We start from the raw sequence: 19181 nt of genomic DNA, 5'->3' as shown, positions 1-19181 counted from the left end.
TCTTCGCTGCATATTTTAATTTTATTCATAAAAAACCTCCATTTGAAATAATATCAATGGAGGTTTTTATTAACAACCCTATTTTCTTTTTTAATTTAAATTGATTAAATAAAATTGACTATAAATCTCTGTATAATTCAAGTCTTTCCCATTTTGTATCCACTTCTTCTTGTGCTCGGGTCAATAGTTCAGCTCCTAATTCTGCATTATCTTTTACTACCCTTGTAAAACGAGTTTCGTTGTACATAAAGTCGCTTAAAGGAATACTTGGTGCTTTGGAATCTAATTTGAATTTTTTTCCTTTTGGTTGTGAAGGATCAAATCTAAAGAGAGGCCAGTACCCGCTTTCAACCGCTTTTTCTTGTTGGCTAACACCATTTTTCAATTCATACCCGTGTTCACCGCAATGAGAATAGGCAATAATTAATGATGGTCCAGGATATGCAGCTGCTTCTTCAATTGCTTTTAGTGTTTGCAAATCTTTGGCACCAATTGCAATTTGAGCTACATAGACATTACCATAAGAAATAGCTTGAAGTCCAAGGCTTTTTTTACTGGTTCTTTTACCTCCAATGGTAAACTTAGCACTTGCCCCCAAAGGAGTAGATTTTGAAGCTTGACCACCTGTGTTTGAATACACTTCGGTATCCAAAACAATAATATTAATATCTTCACCAGTTGATAGTACATGATCTACACCACCATATCCAATATCATAAGCCCAACCATCACCTCCAAAAATCCAAACTGCTTTCTTACGAAGATATTCTGTCAATTGACTCAATTTCTTAGCATCGTCATTGTTTTGGATTTTGACCAAGATTTTATTTAGCGCTTCAATTTGAGCGAATTTTTCATTTTTAAGAGCTTCAGTTTCTTCACCATTATTCAAAATAGCGCTTACTAATTCGCTACCAACTTCTGATTCTAAGGATTTTAATAATCCAACTGCGATTTCTTGTTTTTTGGATAAACCTAATTTTAATCCTAACCCAAATTCGGCATTATCTTCAAAGAGTGAATTCGCCCAAGCTGGTCCTCTACCGTACTCATTAGTTTTGTAAGGAGTTGTTGGTAAATTTCCTCCATAAATTGAAGAACATCCTGTTGCGTTAGCGATCAACATGCTATCTCCATACAATTGTGTAATCAATTTAATATAAGGTGTTTCACCACAACCAGAACAAGCCCCAGAGAATTCAAATAAGGGTTCCAAATATTGAGAGCCTTTTACAGTTGACAATTGCAAAGCGGCACGATCATAATAGGATAATTTTTCAAAATAATCCCAGTTCACATTTTCGACTACATCCACTTCAATTTTCTTGTGCATATTGATGGATTTGAAGTTTTCTTTTTCTTTACTCACTGCTGGACAAACAGCCACACAAAGATCACAACCGGTACAATCCTCAGGTGAAACCTGTAAAATATAGGATTCATTTTCTTTGGCAAAAGGTCTTCCAATTGCTGGTGCACTTTTTAATGAACTTGGCAATCCAGCTAATTCATCATTAGAAACTACTTTGGAACGAATTGCAGCATGAGGACAAATAGCAACACATTTATTACATTGTGTACACAAACTTTCATCATCCCAAACGGGAATAAAGTCGGCAATACCACTTTTTTCGTATTGAGAAGTTCCTGTTGGGAAAGTTCCATCTACAGTGAAGGCACTGACAGGAAGATCATCTCCGAAACCAGCCAAAATTTTCTCTAAAACCTCGGTAACAAATCCATCAGGTGCGTTTCGCATTGCAGAAAGCATTGATTTTTCACTTGAAACTACTTTTGGATAATCAACTTGATGTAAATTTTCTAATGCTTTATCAACTGCATTAAAATTCATTTTCACTACTTTCTCTCCTTTATGAGAATAAGATTTTACAATTGCATTCTTAATTTTTTCAATCGCTTCATCCTTAGGTAAAATACCCGAAATGGCAAAGAAACAAGTTTGAAGGATGGTATTGGCTCTTTTTCCAAGACTGGCTTCTTGAGCCACTCTAGTAGCGTCTATAACATAAAATTTAACTTCTTTTTCAATAATTCCTTTTTGAATTTGCAAAGGCAATCTGTCCCAAATTTCATCTGTAGAATAAGGTGAGTTGAGTAAGAAAGTACCACCATGCTTCAAATCAGCAATCATATTGAATTTTTCAATAAAATTAAATTTATGGCTGGCAATAAAATCTGCTTTATCAATTAAGTAATTGGAATTTATTGGATCTGGCCCAAAACGAAGGTGTGAAATGGTTTGAGCTCCGGCTTTTTTAGAGTCATAAACAAAATAGCCCTGAACATAATTATCAGTGGTTTCACCAATGATCTTGATCGAATTTTTATTAGCCCCAACCGTTCCATCAGAACCTAATCCATAGAACATACAATTGATTGTTGTTGATTTAAAATCAAAAGAGGGATCGTAATACAAACTTTTGAAAGTTACATCATCATTTATACCTATTGTAAAGTGATTTCTTGGTTTTGAATTTGACAGTTCCTCATATACTCCATTAACCATTGCAGGAGTAAATTCTTTGGATGATAATCCGTAACGACCGCCTACAACAATTGGCATTTCTCTTCCGCTTTCAACAAGAGCAGCTACAATATCTAAATATAAAGGATCCCCTATGCTTCCAGGTTCTTTGGTTCTATCCAACACTGCTATTTTTTTTACAGTTTTGGGTAGTTTATCAACAAAACCAGCTATAGAGAATGGTTTAAATAAACGAACAAGTAATACCCCAACTTTTTCACCTTGTTTTAAAAGTGCATCAAGAGCTTCTTTGACAGGCCCCTCTGCCGACCCCATAATGATAATCACACGTTCGGCTTCTGGATGTCCTATATAATCAAACAAATTGTATCTACGTCCTGTATGTTCGTAGAATTCATCCATAACTTCCTGAACAATTGCAGGCACTTTATCATAAAATAAATTACAAGCTTCTCTAGCTTGAAAAAATACATCTGGATTTTGGGTAGTTCCTCTTAAAACAGGACGATCTGGATCCAAAGATCTTTTTTTATGTTCCATGATTTTATCTTCTGGTATCATTGCTTTGATAATATCATCTGGAATACCGTCTATTTTTGAAATTTCATGAGATGTTCTAAAACCGTCGAATATGTTTAAAATTGGTACTCTAGATTTTAAGGTAGTGACTTGTGAAATCAATGCAAAGTCATGGGCTTCTTGAACTGAACCTCCAAAAAGCATTGAAAAACCAGTTTGTCGACAAGCCATAACATCAGAATGATCTCCAAAAATGGATAAGGCATGTGTTGCAACTGTACGTGCCGCTACATGTATAACGCAAGGCAATAATTCCCCTGCGATTTTATACATATTAGGTATCATTAATAATAAGCCTTGAGAAGCTGTAAAAGTAGTAGTTAGAGCACCAGCTTGCAAAGAACCATGAACCGTTCCTGCAGCCCCTCCTTCGCTTTGCATTTCTACAATTCGAGGAACATTATTCCAAACATTGGTTTTTCCTTTGGAACTGTATAACTCTGCATGCTCACCCATTGGGGATGATGGAGTAATTGGGTAAATAGCGCATACTTCATTCGTTTTGTGCGCAATGATTGCAACTGCTTCGTTACCATCACAAATTAATTTTGGAAAAATTTTATTATTCATATCATAAAGTTGTTTTCACCATCTCCAATTTGCTTATATAACCCATCTGCAAACTACCGATAGTATTAATTATAAAAAACAAAAAAAGTTAAAACTCCCATTAAATTATTTCAAAAGGATGTCTTAACTTTTTAATATTACCAACTACTCATTATGTAACCAAGCTTTTTTCTGTAGCAATTCATCTTCTGTTTCAACATGATTTTCGTCTTGTATACAGCAATCTACAGGGCAAACTGAAGCACATTGTGGTTTATCATGAAAACCTTTGCACTCGGTACATTTGTCTGATACGATATAAAAGAATTCATCAGAAAGAGGTTCATTCTCTTCATCGGCATCCACATCTACTCCTTTTGGAGTTTTAACCATTCCTTTCAAAGAAGACCCATCAGAATAAGACCATTTATCATCTGGTTCATAGATTGCATTGTTAGGACACTCTGAAATACATGCATCACAGTTGATGCATTCATCTGTTATAATAATAGCCATGTTTTTTAGAATTTAATAATTATTAGTAAATTTAGATATGATAATTTTAACTTTTTATGACTTTCGTCATATTTTTATAAAATAAGTACAATTAAATTTACTACCTGATTGTTAGTTACGGAATTGCTTTTTTAAAGTTTTTAATATTTTTAAACTTAAAATTATGACTGCAAATAACACAAAACTTCAACCCGAAGTTCTAGAAGCTGTAGTAATTCGATTTGTTGGTGATTCCGGAGATGGAATGCAACTTACAGGTACACAATTTTCAGATACTTCTGCAATGTTTGGCAACGACATTGCTACTTTTCCCAATTATCCCGCCGAAATTAGAGCGCCTCAAGGTAGCTTGTATGGTGTGTCTGGATTTCAAGTTCATATAGGTAGTGTTGAAGTCAGTACACCTGGTGATAATGTAGATCTATTAGTAGCAATGAATCCAGCAGCTTTAAAGACCAATTTAAGGGCTTTAAAATTGGGTCATACTTTAATAGTAGATACTGATTCTTTCAATAAAAAAAATTTAGAAAAAGCTGAATATTCTACTAATCCATTGGAAGATGGAAGTCTAGATAACTACCGTGTACTATTGGTAGACATGACTTCATTAACTAAAGAAGCCCTTAAAGATGTTTCTGGTCTAGATGTAAAAACGATTTCTAGGAGCAAAAATATGTTTGCCTTAGGAATGATTTACTGGATGTACAATCGTTCCAAAGAACATACTATTGATTTTTTTAATAAAACCTTCAAATCAAAACCTCATTTAATTGAAGCAAATACCAAAGTATTAAATGCAGGATATTTTTATGCCGAAACACTCGAACTAATTCCGAATTCCTATACCATTTCTCCAGCAAAATTGCCTGCTGGTACCTATAGAATTATAATGGGAAATACCGCAACTGCCTGGGGATTTCTTGCAGCTGCCGAAAAAGCAGGAATGGAATTATTCTTGGGTTCGTACCCAATTACTCCTGCAACCGATATTTTGCATGAATTGGTAAAACACAAACATTTTGGCGTAAAAGCTTTTCAAGCAGAAGATGAAATTGCAGGAATCACATCTGCCATTGGAGCAGCATTTGCAGGAGATTTGGCCATAACTACTACTTCTGGCCCAGGTTTGGCTTTAAAAGGCGAAGCAATTGGATTGGCTATTATGGTTGAATTGCCCCTGGTTATTGTAGATGTACAACGTGGCGGCCCTTCTACTGGATTGCCTACAAAAACAGAACAATCTGACTTACTGCAAGCCATGTATGGCAGAAATGGGGAAAGCCCATTAATTGTAATTGCAGCAAGCACACCTTCTAACTGTTTTAATTTTGCTTATGAAGCTTCAAGACTTGCTTTGGAACACATGACTCCTGTTATTTTATTGACCGATGGATACATTGCAAACGGTTCTGCTCCTTGGAAAATAAAAACCGTTTCTGAAATGCCTTCCATTAAAAATAATCGAATTTTTGAAGCTAAAGAAAATTGGCATCCTTATGACCGAGATCAAGATACACTTGCTCGCAATTGGGCTATTCCAGGAACACCAGGTTTAGAACATCGAATTGGTGGCCTCGAAAAAGATGCTGTTACTGGAAATATATCTTATGATCCTCTAAATCATGAGGAGATGACTAAAATTCGAGCCGAAAAAATAGAGCGTGTAAAATTTAATATACCCAACCAAGAAGTGGAGTTTGCCCAAGAAGGAGATTTATTAGTTATTGGATGGGGCGGTACTTATGGTTCGTTGCATTCTGCAGTAAAACAAATCAATCAAGAAGGATATACTTCTATTGGTTTAGCCCATTTCAATTACATTAATCCATTGCCAAAAAATACGGAAGAAATTCTGTCTAGATTCAAAAAAATTGTGGTTTGCGAATTAAACAGCGGACAATTTGCTAGTGTTCTAAAAATCAAATTCAGTCAGTTTGATTATTTAAAATTCAATAAAATTCAAGGATTACCATTTGCTAACGATGATTTGATTCAAAAATTTAAAGAACTAGTATAATTATGGAAACTACTCCTATAAATAAATACACCCTTAAAGATTTTACTACTGATCAAGAAGTAAGATGGTGTCCTGGTTGTGATGATTATGTGATTTTGCGTACCATGCAAAAAGCGCTTCCTGAAATGAATGTTGCCAAAGAAGATGTGGTTTTTGTTTCTGGAATTGGTTGCTCCTCTCGTTTTCCTTATTATATGGAAACCTATGGAATTCATAGTATTCATGGAAGAGCTCCTGGAATTGCTTCGGGTATAAAATTGGCCAATCCAAACTTAAGTGTCTGGATAGCAACTGGCGATGGTGATTCAATGGCCATTGGCGGCAATCATTTCATACATGTTCTTCGAAGAAATATAGATTTAAACATTATAATGTTTAATAATGAAATTTATGGATTAACCAAAGGCCAATTTTCGCCTACTTCATTAATTGGACAAAAAACAAAATCTTCTCCTTATGGCAACACTCAACCGCCGTTTTCACCAGGTGAACTCGCATTAGGTGCACAAGCTCGATTTTTTGCCAGAATTGGAGGTAATAGCCCAAAAGAAATGGGTCAGATTTTTATTGAAGCACATCAGTTTAAAGGAACATCCCTAATCGAAATTCTACAAAATTGTGTAATATTTAATGACGGATGCTTCAATAATATCACAGACAAAGAAGTAAAAGAAGACAAACAAATCTATTTGGAACACGGAAAACCAATGATTTTTGGCAAAAACAGAGACAAAGGATTGGTCTTAAACGGACTAAAATTAGAAGTAGTTACCATCGGAGAAAATGGAATTACCCAAGAAGATATATTGGTACACAATGCCAAAGAACAAGATCCAACTATGCACCAAATGCTGGTTCGATTACAAAATCCAATTGCAATGGGGGTAATTAGAAGTTTTAGCGATGTTACCTTAGAAGAAAGAGAAAAAGAATTAACAGCACAAGTCAAAGCAAATTCTAATTTTTCCAAAACGGATGATTTATTCTTTTCAGGAGAAACTTACGAAGTAAAATAATTAAGATAATAATAATTCAAAATTTATCAATATGGGTTCAGAAGCAATTATAGTTTTCTTGTTGGCCGGAATCATTCTAGTAGCAGGAGCCAATTTTCTTTCTAATTTAATTTCACCAAAATCAGACAACTCCCAAAAACGAGAACCTTATGAAAGTGGTATGACTACAATTGGTCCTACTTGGGTTCAGTTTAAAGTTGGTTATTATCTGTACGCCATTTTGTTTTTAGTATTTGACGTTGAGGTAGCCTTTTTAATACCTTGGGCGGTTGTTTTTCAAAAAATTGGAATGGTGGCCTTTTATGAGATTATCATATTTCTAGTAATATTAGGTTTAGGCTTAGCCTATGCTTGGAAAAAAGAAGCATTAAAATGGGAATAAATACTGCACCCGAAATACCAGCTGATTTCCCAGGAAAAGTAATTCCTGCAGGAAATGGCGCAAATGTTGTCATTACATCATTAGACCAAATAATCAATTGGGGAAGATCAAATTCTTTATGGTCACTATACTTTGGAACGAGTTGTTGTGCTATCGAAATGATGCAAACCGGAGCGGCTCGTCACGATTACTCCAGATTTGGTTTTGAAGTAGCAAGACCTTCGCCTAGACAAGCCGATTTAATCATTATAGCAGGAACAATTGTAAACAAAATGGCACCGGTGTTGCGTCGTTTGTATGATCAAATGGCCGAACCCAAATATGTTATCGCTATGGGAGCTTGTGCTATCTCAGGAGGTCCTTTCTTTTACAACACGTATTCGGTTGTAAAAGGTGCTGACCATGTAATTCCTGTTGATGTTTATGTTCCTGGTTGTCCTCCAAGACCAGAAGCATTATTAGAAGGAATGTTAATGCTACAAGCAAAAATAAGAACCGAAAGTATGAAAAATAAAGTTTTTCCTATTGATGGGTTTGATGAAGGACTTTGAGAAGTGAGAAGTGAGAAGTGAGTTAAGATTTCAAACCTCTATTTGTATTCTATGAACTAGTACCTCAATTAATTGTTTTAATATATTACAAATTATGACAAACGAAGCATTACAAAATTTAATAAGCAGTTGGATTCCCGAATTGGAATTTACAGAAGAGAAATCCCAGTTTTTAAATAGTACTGTTCAACCCGAACATTTGCACCAATTAATGATACAATTAAAAAATAATTCTGAAACCAGTTTTGATTATTTATTTTGCTTAAGCGGTGTAGATTGGGGAAAGGAATTAGGAGTTGTTTACCATTTAGAATCAACCATACACCGACATATTATTGTAGTAAAAGTTAAAACGGAAGATAGAGAAAACCCAACATTTGATTCGGTTTATGATATTTGGGCGACAGCCGAATTTCATGAAAGAGAAGTGTTTGATTTTTTTGGAATAAAATTCAAAAATCATCCTAATTTAAAAAGACTCTTTTTGACCGAAGATTGGGACGGGTTTCCGTTAAGAAAAGACTATGTAGATGAAATTAATATGGTAATCAAATAAGTAAACATGGAAACAGCTACCATAACCAACAATTTTAAATCCGAAGAATATTTCATCAACATGGGGCCACAACACCCAGCAACACATGGGGTTTTGCGGTTGTTATTGACTATAGATGGTGAAATAATCAAAAAAGTAGAACCCGATTTGGGATACATTCACCGCTCTATCGAAAAAATGAGCGAACGAGACAGCTACCAACAAATTGTCCATTTGACAGATAGAATGGATTATTTATCTTCTCATATTAATAACGAAGCAGTTTGCTTAACTGTTGAAAACGCTCTGCAACTTGAAATTCCTGATCGTGTAAAAGTCATTCGCACCATACTCGATGAATTGACTAGAATAGCTTCACATACATTGTGGTGGGGAGTTATGGGTATGGATGTAGGCGCTTTGACCACTTATTTTTATGGTTTTAGAGATCGAGAATTAATCAATGATATATTCGAAGAAACTTGTGGAGCTCGATTAACAATGAACTACAATGTTCCAGGCGGATTGATGTTTGACATTCATCCCAACTTTGTAAAAAGAACCAAAGAGTTTATCGCTCATTTCAAAACAAAACTTCCAGAATACGATTTGCTATTATCCGGCAATATTATTTTTCAAAAAAGAATGAAAGGAATTGGAATTTTGTCCAAAGAAGCTGCTATTTCTTATGGAGCATCGGGACCTGTTGGAAGAGCTTCTGGTTACTCCTGTGACGTACGTAAACATCATCCGTATAGTGCTTTTGACAAAGTAAATTTTAATGAAGTTCTAAAAACGGAAGGTGACACCTATTCTCGTTACCAAGTTCGTATTCTAGAAATGTGGGAATCCTTATCCATAATTGAGCAACTAATTGACAATATTCCCGAAGGTGATTTCAAAGTAACCACAGACGCTGTAATCAAATTACCCGTTGGCGAATATTATGAAAGAGTAGAAACAGCCAGAGGAGAATTGGGAGTTTACGTGATAAGTACCGGAACCAAAAATCCATATCGAATAAAATTTCGTTCCCCTGGATTTTCCAACTTATCCTTATTAAATCACATTGCTGTTGGCGGAAAAATTGGAGACTTGGTAGCAACAATGGCAACTTTGGATCTAGTAATCCCAGATATTGATCGATAACAGTAAAAAATAAATGTAACAATGAACATTACAAAAAATATTCACGAATGGCTTTTTAGCCTCATGCCTTCTGGTGTTGCAAGTATAGTTGAAATGGTTTTGATAGCCGTAGTTTATCTTGCTGTTTTTGCTGTTGCCGGATTGTACTTGGTTTTGCTCGAAAGAAGAGTTGCAGCATGGTTTCAATTGCGAATCGGACCAAATAGAGTAGGGTATCAAGGCATTTTTCAAACCATGGCCGATGCTTTAAAATTGGTATCCAAAGAGTTGACAGGAACCATAAAAGCCGATAAATTTTTATACAATTTAGCTCCTTATTTTGTTATCGTTTCTGCATTAATGGCCTTGTCTCTTTTCCCTTTTTCGAAAGAATTTCAAGCTTTTGATATTAATATTGGTGTTTTCTTTTTAATAGCAATTTCCTCCATTGGTGTTATCGGAATCTTATTGGCAGGATGGAGCAGCAACAATAAATTTGCTTTAATCGGCGCCATGCGAAGCGGGGTTCAAACCATTAGTTACGAACTATCTGTTGGATTGTCATTATTAACAATGGTTTTAATGACGGGTTCGTTACAACTTTCGGAAATTGTTGAAGTTCAAAAAAACGGCTGGCTTATTGTACAAGGTCACATCCCTGCAATCATTGCCTTTTGCATTTATATGATTGCTGGAACAGCAGAAACCAATAGAGCTCCTTTTGATTTAGTAGAAGCCGAATCCGAATTAGGTGCTGGTTTTCACACGGAATATTCTGGGATGAAATTTGCGTATTTCTTCTTGGCCGAATTTATTAATATGTTTATAATCTCAGCTATAGCGACCACTGTTTTCTTTGGCGGATATTTATCCCCATTTGGCATAACCGAATCGATACCTCTTTTGGGCGTATTCTGGTTTTTGAGTAAAACTTTGGTTATCATTTTTTTAATGATGTGGTTTAGATGGACATTTCCAAGATTAAGAATTGATCAGCTCCTCGTATTAGAATGGAAATATTTACTCCCTTTAAATCTATTAAACTTGGTAATAATGGCCTTGATCGTATTACTAAAACTAACCATTCAATTTTAAAAGTCATGAGTTATTTTTCTGATATATATAATGGCGTTAAAACACTGCTTACGGGAATGAGTGTTACTGGAAAGTATTTTTTACATTCCAGAAAAGGGGCTATAACCCAACAATATCCCGACAACAGAGATACCTTAAAAATGTTTGATCGTTTTCGTGGCGAAGTTGTTATGCCTCACGATGAAAACAATTTGCATCGGTGTACAGGTTGTCAAAAATGTGAGTTGGCTTGCCCAAACGGAAGTATCGAAATTATTTGGGATCGACAAATTGATCCTGAAACGGGCAAAAAGAAAAAACTAATAGACAAACATATTTACCATTTAGGAATGTGCACCATGTGTGGTTTATGTATCGAAGCTTGTCCAACAGATGCTATCAAATGGGCTCAGAATTTTGAAAATTCGGTTTATGATAGAAAATACTTAACTAGAGTTTTAAACAAACCAGGATCAAAAGTGGTGTCTGGACTTGAAGATTAATCTTATGGAAAAAATTGTATTTTATATTTTGTCAGTGATAATGATTGTTGGTGCAATTGCTTCTGTAACCAGTCGCCAAATGCTTCGATCCGTTATTTATCTACTATTTGTGCTCATCGGAATAGCAGGAATTTATTTTTTGATTGATTATAATTTCTTAGCTGCCGTTCAACTTACCGTTTATGCAGGTGGTATAATTGTGCTCATCATATTTTCGGTGCTTTTGGTTCATCATATTGAAATGGAACTGGAAGTTGCCAAAAAATCAAAACAATTAGCAACCGCTTTAATTTGTTTGATTGGACTTTCTATCTTTTTATATACTATTTATTCGAATGATTTTAAGGTTATAGAAAACACAAAAACCACAACAGTATCTGATATTGGAATGGGCCTTTTGAACTACGAGGCTGGAGGATTTATTTTGCCCTTTGAAGTAATCAGTATTTTATTATTAGCTGCAATTATAGGCTCCATAATTATAGGAAAAGGAGAAAAACTAACTAAAAACGATGATATATCATGATAGCAGGAATAAGCATCTACGAAATTCTCACCCTTACTTCTATCCTGTTTTTTATAGGTATTTATGGGTTCATAACTCGAAAAAACTTGATTTCAATTTTAATTTCTCTCGAATTAATTTTAAATGCTTCGGCTGTAAATTTTGTTGTCATCAACAAGTATTTATATCCAGATGCTTTACAAGGTGTTTTCTTTTCCATCTTTATCATAGCAGTGGCTGCTGCCGAAACCGCTCTAGCTGTTGCAATTATTATCAACCTTTATAGACAAATTAGCTCTGTAGAAGTGAAGGACACTGAAATTATGAAGTACTAATATTCTGAAAACATGAACATAACTTATATTTTTTTAATTCCGTTAATTCCACTGGCTGTGTTCTTGCTTTTGGGAATTTTTAACCAGCAAATCAAACCAGCAGTTTCTGGATACATTGGTGTTTTGGGATTGTCGATTTCGGCTGCTCTATCTTATTATACAGCTTACCAATACTTTTTTGTTTTGGGAAAAGTCGAAGGAGTTTACCAAACATTTGTCGAAAAAACCGTGTGGATGAACTTTACAGATACCTTGCATATTGATATGGGAATATTGATTGATCCAATTACTGTAATGATGCTAGTTGTGGTAACGACAATTTCTTTGATGGTGCATATTTATAGTCGAGGATATATGAAAGGCGACAATGGATATACCAAATTCTTTGCCTTTTTATCTTTATTCTCTTTTTCAATGCTCGGATTGGTATTGGCAACAAATCTTTTTCAAATTTACATTTTCTGGGAATTAGTGGGTGTTTCCTCTTATTTGCTAATTGGTTATTATTACACGAAAACTTCGGCAGTGGCCGCTGCAAAAAAAGCCTTTATTGTAACTCGATTTGCTGATTTTGGGTTCTTGATTGGAATTTTGATCGTCGGATATTACGCTGGTACTTTTGATTTTCAGACATTAAATGCAGTAAATCCAGAAGGAGAAGGGTTGCTTTTGAATTGGGGAGCTTCCTCTTTTATGGGATTATCAGTAATTACTTGGGCACTGCTTCTCATATTCATGGGAGGAGCTGGAAAATCAGCTATGTTTCCTTTGCACATCTGGTTACCAGACGCGATGGAAGGACCAACACCCGTTTCTGCTTTAATACACGCTGCGACAATGGTTGTGGCGGGTGTTTTTTTGGTGGCTCGATTATTTCCAATGTATTATTTCGTAGAAAATGGATTTGCTTTGAATGTTGTGGCTTATGTCGGCGCATTTTCTTCTTTGTTTGCAGCAATAATCGCCATTACTCAAACGGATATTAAACGAGTTTTAGCATTTTCAACTATGTCTCAAATTGGGTATATGATGCTGGCGTTGGGAGTTTCTGGTTACAACGGTCACGAAGGTGTTGGGTATATGGCATCCATGTTTCATCTGTTTACACATGCCATGTTCAAAGCCTTGTTATTCTTAGGAGCAGGTTCTGTGATTCACGCTGTTCATAGCAATTATTTAAAAGATATGGGAGGATTACGCAAGTATATGCCCATTACCAATATTACGTTTTTGATTGCAGCACTGGCAATAGCAGGAGTTCCACCATTTGCAGGTTTTTGGAGTAAAGACGAAATCTTGGTTGCTGCTTTCGAAAAAAATCAATTGCTTTATTTTGTTGGCCTTTTCGTGGCGGGATTAACCGCTTTTTATATGTTCCGCCTTTATTTTGGAATATTTTGGGGCAAAGAAACCCAATACAAACACACGCCTCATGAATCACCAATGTCAATGGCATTTCCTTTATTGTTCTTGGCCTTTATGAGTATTGTAGCAGGTTTTATACCTTTTAGCGAATTTGTAACTGCCGACAAAATTGGGTTTGAAGGGCATTTGGATTACACATTAGCAGCTGTAGCAGTAGGTACTGGATTGACAGGTATTATTTTGGCTTGGGTCTTCTATAAAAAAGAAAATGATTTGGCCCAAAAGTTTGCCAGTGGATTTGGAGTGTTTTATAAATGGACGTATCATAAATTTTATTTTGACGAAATATATATGTTCGTTACCAAAAAAATTATTTTCAACCTCATTTCAACTCCCATTGCCAAATTCGACAAAAAATATGTTGATGGTACGATGGAAGGTATTGGTAACAAAACAGTACTCGTTTCTCAAAAAATAAAAGGATTACAATCGGGAAGGTTGCAAGATTATGCTATGTTTTTTGTCTCGGGTGTTGTAGTTATAGCTTTGATTTTTATTTATTTATGGACAAAATAATCAAATAATATGGATATTTTATCACTTTTTGTAATTGTACCTGTACTCACCATTATTGCTTTGGTCTTTACCAAAGGATTAAAACAGGCACGAACTATTTCGATGGTTGGAAGTATCATCCAATTGGGTATGGCGATTCATCTGGTTTTTGCCTATTTTAAAGAAAGAGCTATTAACAACAGCGTAATGCTCTTTACTCAAGATACAGTTTGGTTTAAAAATTTCAACATTCATTATGCCATTGGAGTTGATGGTATTTCGGTGGCCCTATTATTATTGACTTCAATTGTGGTATTGGCAGGTGTTTTTATTTCTTGGAAAACAGATGATCTACCCAAAGAATTTTTCATTTCTCTCTTGGTTTTAGCATCAGGAGTATATGGATTCTTTATTTCCATTGATCTGTTTACCATGTTTGTATTTTATGAAATTGCGGTAATTCCAATGTATTTGCTAATTGGAATTTGGGGTTCAGGTCCCAAAGAATATTCTGCAATGAAATTAACACTAATGTTAATGGGAGCTTCTGCTATTTTATTAGTTGGAGTATTGGGAATCTACTTTAATTCGAACGCAGATGGAGGTGCCTTAACGTTCAATATTTTGGAAATTGCCAAAGTACACATCCCATTTGAAGCACAGAAATTATTTTTTCCATTTACTTTTATTGGGTTTGCAGTATTAGGCGCTTTGTTTCCATTTCATACTTGGTCTCCAGATGGTCATGCCTCTGCTCCAACAGCAGTATCAATGCTTCATGCAGGAGTTTTGATGAAATTAGGAGGCTATGGAGTTTTTAGAATTGCCATGTTTTTATTACCTCTAGGAGCAATAGAATGGTCTTGGTTTTTCATTATATTATCAGCAACAGGAGTCATTTATGGAGCCTTTGGAGCATTATACCAAACCGACCTTAAATATATAAATGCTTATTCCTCAGTAAGTCACTTGGGTATGGTGTTGTTTGCTTTATTAATGTTGAACAAAACGGCTTGGAACGGTGCTATTTTACAATCTCTTTCACATGGATTTATGACAGCCTTGTTTTTTGCCTTAATAGGGATGATTTATGGAAGGACACATACTCGGGACATTACCAAATTGGGAGGTCTTCTGAAGGTGATGCCTTTTATTTCGGTTATTTATGTTATTGCAGGTTTGGCTTCGCTGGGATTACCTGGATTTAGTGGTTTTGTGGCCGAAATGAACATTTTTGTTGGCGCTTTTCAACACCAAGAAATGTTTTATAGAGTAGCTACCATTATTTCAGTATCGGCAATTGTAGTAACAGCAGTTTACATTCTTCGAGTTCTTGGAATAATGCTTATGGGACCCGTAAAAAATGAAGAATTTTTGGATTTACCAAAAGTAACTTGGTTCGAAATAACAGGTATTATGCTATTATTAATTCCAATGATTGGTATGGGAGTTGCCCCACTTTGGTTAAGTAATATGACAATGGCAAGTATACAACCATTCATTCAAGGAGTACTAAATCATTAAAAAAAAACAAAAATGGATTTGAACAGTTTTAACATAATGAGACAAGAAATTTTCCTTTTGGCAATTATTTTATTGCTAATTGTAGGCGAAATTTTCATACCCAATAACAAAAAATCAAGCATCGTACATTTAGCCCTTTTCTTATTTGGAATTCATACCGTAATAGGTTTTTTTACAATCGAAGAAAGCAGCTTATTTGGCGGAATGTTTCGTACCAATACCTTAATTCATTTCTTCAAAAATGTTCTTAATGTTGGAGTATTGATAGTATTGCTTCAATCGGCTGATTGGATTCAAGAGAAAATGGTGCATTTAAACAAAGGAACCGAGTTTTTTATACTCTTATTTTCTTCTCTATTAGGAATGTATTTTATGATTTCATCAGGTGATTTTCTAATGTTCTACATCGGATTAGAATTAGCAACCTTACCTGTAGCCGCTTTGGTCGCTTGGGAAACCTCCAAAAGAATCTCCAGTGAAGCCGGTATCAAATTTATATTATCTGCTGGATTGGCTTCGGGAGTTTCCTTATTTGGAATCTCGTTGTTGTATGCCTCTACGGGTTCAATCTATTTTGAGGATCTCCTAAAACTTTTAACAAGTACCAATTTAACACTATTGGGTTCTATTCTGTTTTTCTCAGGATTGGCATTCAAAATATCGTTGGTTCCGTTTCATTTTTGGACTGCAGATGTGTATGAAGGGGCGCCAATTGGAGTTGCATCTTATTTATCCGTTATATCAAAAGGAGCTTCCGCTTTTATTTTAATGATTTTAATGTTTACAATCCTAAAACCATTAATGCACGTTTGGGAAAATATTATTTATGTCATTGCAATAGCCACTATGTTTATTGGAAATTTGTTTGCTTTACGCCAACAAAACATGAAACGTTTCTTGGCCTTCTCCTCAATAGCACAAGCAGGTTTCATATTATTGGGGCTAATTTCGGGAACACAATTAGGAACCGCAACGGTAGTTTATTTTGTACTCGTTTACATTTTTTCCAATTTAGCCGCTTTTGGAGTTGTACAAGCCATTTCATTACAAACAGGCAAAGAAAATAGAGATGATTATAATGGGCTTTATAGAACAAACCCCAACCTCAGTCTCGTGATGATGCTAGCTTTGTTTTCATTAGCCGGAATACCTCCAGTAGCAGGTTTTTTTGGTAAATTTTTCTTGTTCGCAGCCGCTGCAAGCAAAGGATATTATCTATTGGTTTTCTTAGCTGTTGTCAACGTAACTATTTCGCTTTACTATTATTTGTTGGTGGTGAGAGCTATGTTTATCAGAAAAAATGAAAACCCTATTCCTTTTTTTAATAACAAAATCTACATGCGTTTAGGACTTATTATTTCAGTATTAGGGATTCTGGTTCTTGGTTTATACAGTCCGCTTTACGATTACATTTTTGAATTAAGCAACATATTTAATAAATAAGTTATGGCATCACTAGACGGAAAACATTCATTTGGAAGCATTGGCGAAACCAGAGTTACTTTTGTCGAAAAAGGAGTAGATGAAAGTCGTTCCAATTTCTTAAAAAAACTACTGGAACACAATGGTTTTGAAGTAATACTTGATGAAGAAAAGAAAAAAACCGAAGAAGACCCTCAATTGTTTACCGTTGCAGTCACCGATATGGTTTTCAATCCTACCATCTGGATATTCGAACGAAAATTAAAAACCCAAAACGGCCATAGAGTAACCCAAGACTACTGGTTTCAAAGAACAAATGCAACAAAACCACAATATTGGAAGAATTCGTAACCAGAAATAATTCAGTTTTTAATTTAACCCAGATTCCGCATTAGACTTTGTAACGAAGCTGAATTATTCAATAAAAGCAAGTGCTCACGGACTATTTTTAAATGAGGAATACTTTTGTATTTTGATTCTAAAAATGGGAGAACCAAGCGAAGCGTATCTTGAACTCCAAAATAAAATAAAATAGTGTGAAAAAAGTGCTTGATTTTGCAGAAGAATTCAGATGTAGTAAATTTCTAATGCGGAATCTGGGTTTAAATAATAAGGGCGAGACCACATTATAGAAAGGGGGCAAAATAAGCATACCGCTTATTCGCCCCCTTTCTATACTGCGGTCGGGCTGTTTGCGCTACTTCGGTAGCCAGCGTCCATCCCTCTCGCAATTCAGTTTTCAAAACAAATGTATTGATCTTATATTTTTTTATAACCAAAAGAAATAATTAAATGCGGTATTTAATGCAACACTATTAATTATTAAAATCCAAAATTACAAAGTTAGTTTCTTAACGATTTCGGCGACAGAGGTAATTTCAGTTGTATTCTCAATTGTTGGACCGGCGACCCAAACTGTTTTGTAGGTTACTTGTGTTGCCGCTTTAGTAACAGCATTCGATCCCATCATATAGCGAATCATTTTTACCCACTTTTTTAGCGATTTATTTTTATTCAACGTTTTTTCCAACCAAGTTTGTTGCGTACCTACTTTCTGAACATAAGGCGTATTGATAACCGTACAAGGCGTACCCGATATTTTTTCGGTCAACACAATATCCTTTGCACCATAATCAACGCACGCTTGTTTATATTCCTGTGAAACACCAGATTCAAACGAAGCTATAAAAGGACTTCCCACAGAAACACCAACTGCTCCATAACTCAACATTGTTTCCAATTCTTGCTTTGTACCAACACCTCCCGCAGAAATAACGGGTAAAGTGGTATTTAAATTTAATTCTCTTATTAATTCCTCAGCAGAAAGCAAACCTCTATGCCCACCAGCTTGATTGTTTACAGCAATTAATGCATCTGCCCCAAGACTTTCTACTTTTTTTGCAAAAGCTAAATCAGTAACATCGCAAAAAACTTTAATTCCAACTTTATGGGCTGCATGTATAGTCTCTTCTGGCGAACCTAAAGAAGTGATTATAAAGTCAACTTTTTCTTCACACAAAACCGCTAATTGATCCTTGTATTTTATATTTGATTTATTGACAATTAAATTATATCCAAAACTACCTCCTTCTACTTTCGCATTCCGAAGTTCGATAATAGAAGCACGCAATTCGTCTAAAGTACGGTAATTTAAAGCCGGAATACAACCCGCAACACCCGATTTCATACCTTCAATAACCATTTTTGTATTCGAAACCAAAAACATTGGTGCCATAATTAATGGCTTATTAATCTGTAAAAGAGCAGTTAGTGAAGGTTTTGTCATTACATATATTTTTTATATTTCACAAATATAACATAATAATATACTACGCATGAATAGTATTTTAAAAATTAATTAAAACCATGCTTTTTGGGATCAGGTACAAAAGTTGGGGATTAAGCAAAAAGATTGGATAATCTAAATAAGAAGAAATCTATTTTTCTTACTCCTCTAAATTGACTTCTAAAAGCTTTTATTTTTGCATTGAAAGATTCTGCAGAAGCATTTGTGCTTCTATTATCAAAATAGTTCAAAATTGACTGGTAATTAAAAGTTATAGTATTGAGCAGGATATTAAAGTTTTTAAATCCGGATTCCTCCACATTTCTATACCAA

At 35.0% G+C, this 19181-nt stretch carries 18 protein-coding genes (1 of these 18 only partly in view); 14 read left to right on the top strand and 4 right to left on the bottom strand.

The genetic code is table 11. The features are described 5' to 3' along the window. Positions 1-118: 118 nt before the first annotated feature. Both nifJ and OYT91_RS01055 read right to left on the bottom strand, forming a co-directional pair. A complete protein-coding gene (gene nifJ / locus OYT91_RS01060; RefSeq protein ID WP_281239143.1) occupies positions 119-3655 on the bottom strand; it encodes a pyruvate:ferredoxin (flavodoxin) oxidoreductase in 3537 nt (1178 codons plus the stop codon). A gap of 144 nt (positions 3656-3799) precedes the next feature. Beyond that, positions 3800-4150 carry a 4Fe-4S dicluster domain-containing protein gene (locus tag OYT91_RS01055; protein WP_269223473.1) on the bottom strand — a complete coding sequence of 117 codons (351 nt, stop codon included), beginning with the start codon at positions 4148-4150 and terminating at the stop codon, positions 3800-3802. A gap of 163 nt (positions 4151-4313) precedes the next feature. Between OYT91_RS01055 and OYT91_RS01050 the strand changes: the two genes are divergently transcribed. From OYT91_RS01050 to OYT91_RS00985, 14 genes are all read left to right on the top strand, one after another. Next, on the top strand, positions 4314-6167 hold the full coding sequence (locus OYT91_RS01050; protein WP_281239142.1) for a 2-oxoacid:acceptor oxidoreductase subunit alpha: 1854 nt from the start codon (positions 4314-4316) through the stop codon (positions 6165-6167). 2 nt (positions 6168-6169) lie between these two features. After that, a complete protein-coding gene (locus OYT91_RS01045) occupies positions 6170-7183 on the top strand; it encodes a 2-oxoacid:ferredoxin oxidoreductase subunit beta (RefSeq protein ID WP_281239141.1) in 1014 nt (337 codons plus the stop codon). Between the two features lie 31 nt (positions 7184-7214). Beyond that, a complete protein-coding gene (locus OYT91_RS01040) occupies positions 7215-7565 on the top strand; it encodes an NADH-quinone oxidoreductase subunit A (RefSeq protein WP_269223477.1) in 351 nt (116 codons plus the stop codon). Then, positions 7556-8116 (top strand): NADH-quinone oxidoreductase subunit B, encoded by a 561-nt coding sequence (locus OYT91_RS01035; RefSeq protein ID WP_269223478.1) that lies wholly within the window; start codon positions 7556-7558, stop codon positions 8114-8116. Before OYT91_RS01040 ends, OYT91_RS01035 begins: the two co-directional genes overlap by 10 nt. 94 nt (positions 8117-8210) lie before the next feature. Beyond that, positions 8211-8672, top strand: coding sequence for an NADH-quinone oxidoreductase subunit C (locus OYT91_RS01030; RefSeq protein WP_281239140.1), 462 nt, complete (start codon positions 8211-8213; stop codon positions 8670-8672). Between the two features lie 6 nt (positions 8673-8678). Then, on the top strand, positions 8679-9800 hold the full coding sequence (locus OYT91_RS01025) for an NADH-quinone oxidoreductase subunit D (RefSeq protein ID WP_281239139.1): 1122 nt from the start codon (positions 8679-8681) through the stop codon (positions 9798-9800). Positions 9801-9821: 21 nt separating this feature from the next. Next, positions 9822-10874, top strand: a complete 1053-nt coding sequence (nuoH, locus tag OYT91_RS01020) for an NADH-quinone oxidoreductase subunit NuoH (protein WP_281239138.1) — start codon at positions 9822-9824, stop codon at positions 10872-10874. Positions 10875-10879: 5 nt separating this feature from the next. Further along, entirely contained in the window at positions 10880-11356 is a 477-nt protein-coding gene (locus OYT91_RS01015) for a 4Fe-4S binding protein (RefSeq protein WP_269223481.1), read from the top strand. 4 nt (positions 11357-11360) lie between these two features. Then, a complete protein-coding gene (locus OYT91_RS01010; protein WP_281239137.1) occupies positions 11361-11882 on the top strand; it encodes an NADH-quinone oxidoreductase subunit J family protein in 522 nt (173 codons plus the stop codon). Continuing rightward, positions 11879-12196 carry an NADH-quinone oxidoreductase subunit NuoK gene (gene nuoK, locus OYT91_RS01005; RefSeq protein WP_269223483.1) on the top strand — a complete coding sequence of 106 codons (318 nt, stop codon included), beginning with the start codon at positions 11879-11881 and terminating at the stop codon, positions 12194-12196. Before OYT91_RS01010 ends, nuoK begins: the two co-directional genes overlap by 4 nt. 12 nt (positions 12197-12208) lie before the next feature. Next, positions 12209-14137 carry an NADH-quinone oxidoreductase subunit L gene (gene nuoL, locus OYT91_RS01000; protein WP_281239136.1) on the top strand — a complete coding sequence of 643 codons (1929 nt, stop codon included), beginning with the start codon at positions 12209-12211 and terminating at the stop codon, positions 14135-14137. 9 nt (positions 14138-14146) lie between these two features. Next, complete coding sequence (locus OYT91_RS00995; protein ID WP_281239135.1) at positions 14147-15640, top strand: complex I subunit 4 family protein; 1494 nt, start codon at positions 14147-14149, stop codon at positions 15638-15640. Positions 15641-15676: 36 nt separating this feature from the next. Further along, positions 15677-17083 carry an NADH-quinone oxidoreductase subunit N gene (locus OYT91_RS00990; protein WP_281239134.1) on the top strand — a complete coding sequence of 469 codons (1407 nt, stop codon included), beginning with the start codon at positions 15677-15679 and terminating at the stop codon, positions 17081-17083. 3 nt (positions 17084-17086) lie between these two features. Beyond that, positions 17087-17413, top strand: coding sequence for a hypothetical protein (locus OYT91_RS00985; protein ID WP_281239133.1), 327 nt, complete (start codon positions 17087-17089; stop codon positions 17411-17413). A 484-nt stretch (positions 17414-17897) separates the two neighbouring features. On the opposite strand, the gene OYT91_RS00980 is transcribed toward OYT91_RS00985, so the two are convergent. Further along, positions 17898-18848, bottom strand: a complete 951-nt coding sequence (locus OYT91_RS00980) for an NAD(P)H-dependent flavin oxidoreductase (protein WP_281239132.1) — start codon at positions 18846-18848, stop codon at positions 17898-17900. A gap of 113 nt (positions 18849-18961) precedes the next feature. After that, positions 18962-19181 carry the final stretch of an ISAon1 family transposase gene (locus tag OYT91_RS00975; RefSeq protein ID WP_432419420.1) on the bottom strand. 734 nt of this gene lie beyond the right edge of the window, so only the last 220 of its 954 coding nucleotides appear in the window; its start codon lies beyond the right edge, outside the window — the gene reads right to left on this strand; it ends in the stop codon at positions 18962-18964.

Origin of the sequence: Flavobacterium praedii (assembly GCF_026810365.1) — a bacterium.
Classification (GTDB): Bacteria; Bacteroidota; Bacteroidia; order Flavobacteriales; family Flavobacteriaceae; genus Flavobacterium; species Flavobacterium praedii.
Note: the sequence above shows the minus strand (reverse complement) of the source record. Positions and strands in the feature narration are given on the sequence as shown.

Bases quoted from the DNA above. Each gene is read 5' to 3' on its own strand.
- OYT91_RS01035 (WP_269223478.1), top strand. From the start codon at position 7,556: ATGGGAATAAATACTGCACCCGAAATACCAGCTGATTTCCCAGGAAAA.
- OYT91_RS01030 (WP_281239140.1), top strand. From the start codon at position 8,211: ATGACAAACGAAGCATTACAAAATTTAATAAGCAGTTGGATTCCCGAA.
- nuoH (WP_281239138.1), top strand. From the start codon at position 9,822: ATGAACATTACAAAAAATATTCACGAATGGCTTTTTAGCCTCATGCCT.
- nuoL (WP_281239136.1), top strand. From the start codon at position 12,209: ATGAACATAACTTATATTTTTTTAATTCCGTTAATTCCACTGGCTGTG.
- OYT91_RS01025 (WP_281239139.1), top strand. From the start codon at position 8,679: ATGGAAACAGCTACCATAACCAACAATTTTAAATCCGAAGAATATTTC.
- OYT91_RS01010 (WP_281239137.1), top strand. From the start codon at position 11,361: ATGGAAAAAATTGTATTTTATATTTTGTCAGTGATAATGATTGTTGGT.
- OYT91_RS00980 (WP_281239132.1), bottom strand. From the start codon at position 18,848: ATGACAAAACCTTCACTAACTGCTCTTTTACAGATTAATAAGCCATTA.
- OYT91_RS00995 (WP_281239135.1), top strand. From the start codon at position 14,147: ATGGATATTTTATCACTTTTTGTAATTGTACCTGTACTCACCATTATT.
- OYT91_RS01040 (WP_269223477.1), top strand. From the start codon at position 7,215: ATGGGTTCAGAAGCAATTATAGTTTTCTTGTTGGCCGGAATCATTCTA.
- OYT91_RS01015 (WP_269223481.1), top strand. From the start codon at position 10,880: ATGAGTTATTTTTCTGATATATATAATGGCGTTAAAACACTGCTTACG.
- nuoK (WP_269223483.1), top strand. From the start codon at position 11,879: ATGATAGCAGGAATAAGCATCTACGAAATTCTCACCCTTACTTCTATC.
- OYT91_RS01050 (WP_281239142.1), top strand. From the start codon at position 4,314: ATGACTGCAAATAACACAAAACTTCAACCCGAAGTTCTAGAAGCTGTA.
- nifJ (WP_281239143.1), bottom strand. From the start codon at position 3,655: ATGAATAATAAAATTTTTCCAAAATTAATTTGTGATGGTAACGAAGCA.
- OYT91_RS01055 (WP_269223473.1), bottom strand. From the start codon at position 4,150: ATGGCTATTATTATAACAGATGAATGCATCAACTGTGATGCATGTATT.
- OYT91_RS00990 (WP_281239134.1), top strand. From the start codon at position 15,677: ATGAGACAAGAAATTTTCCTTTTGGCAATTATTTTATTGCTAATTGTA.
- OYT91_RS01045 (WP_281239141.1), top strand. From the start codon at position 6,170: ATGGAAACTACTCCTATAAATAAATACACCCTTAAAGATTTTACTACT.
- OYT91_RS00985 (WP_281239133.1), top strand. From the start codon at position 17,087: ATGGCATCACTAGACGGAAAACATTCATTTGGAAGCATTGGCGAAACC.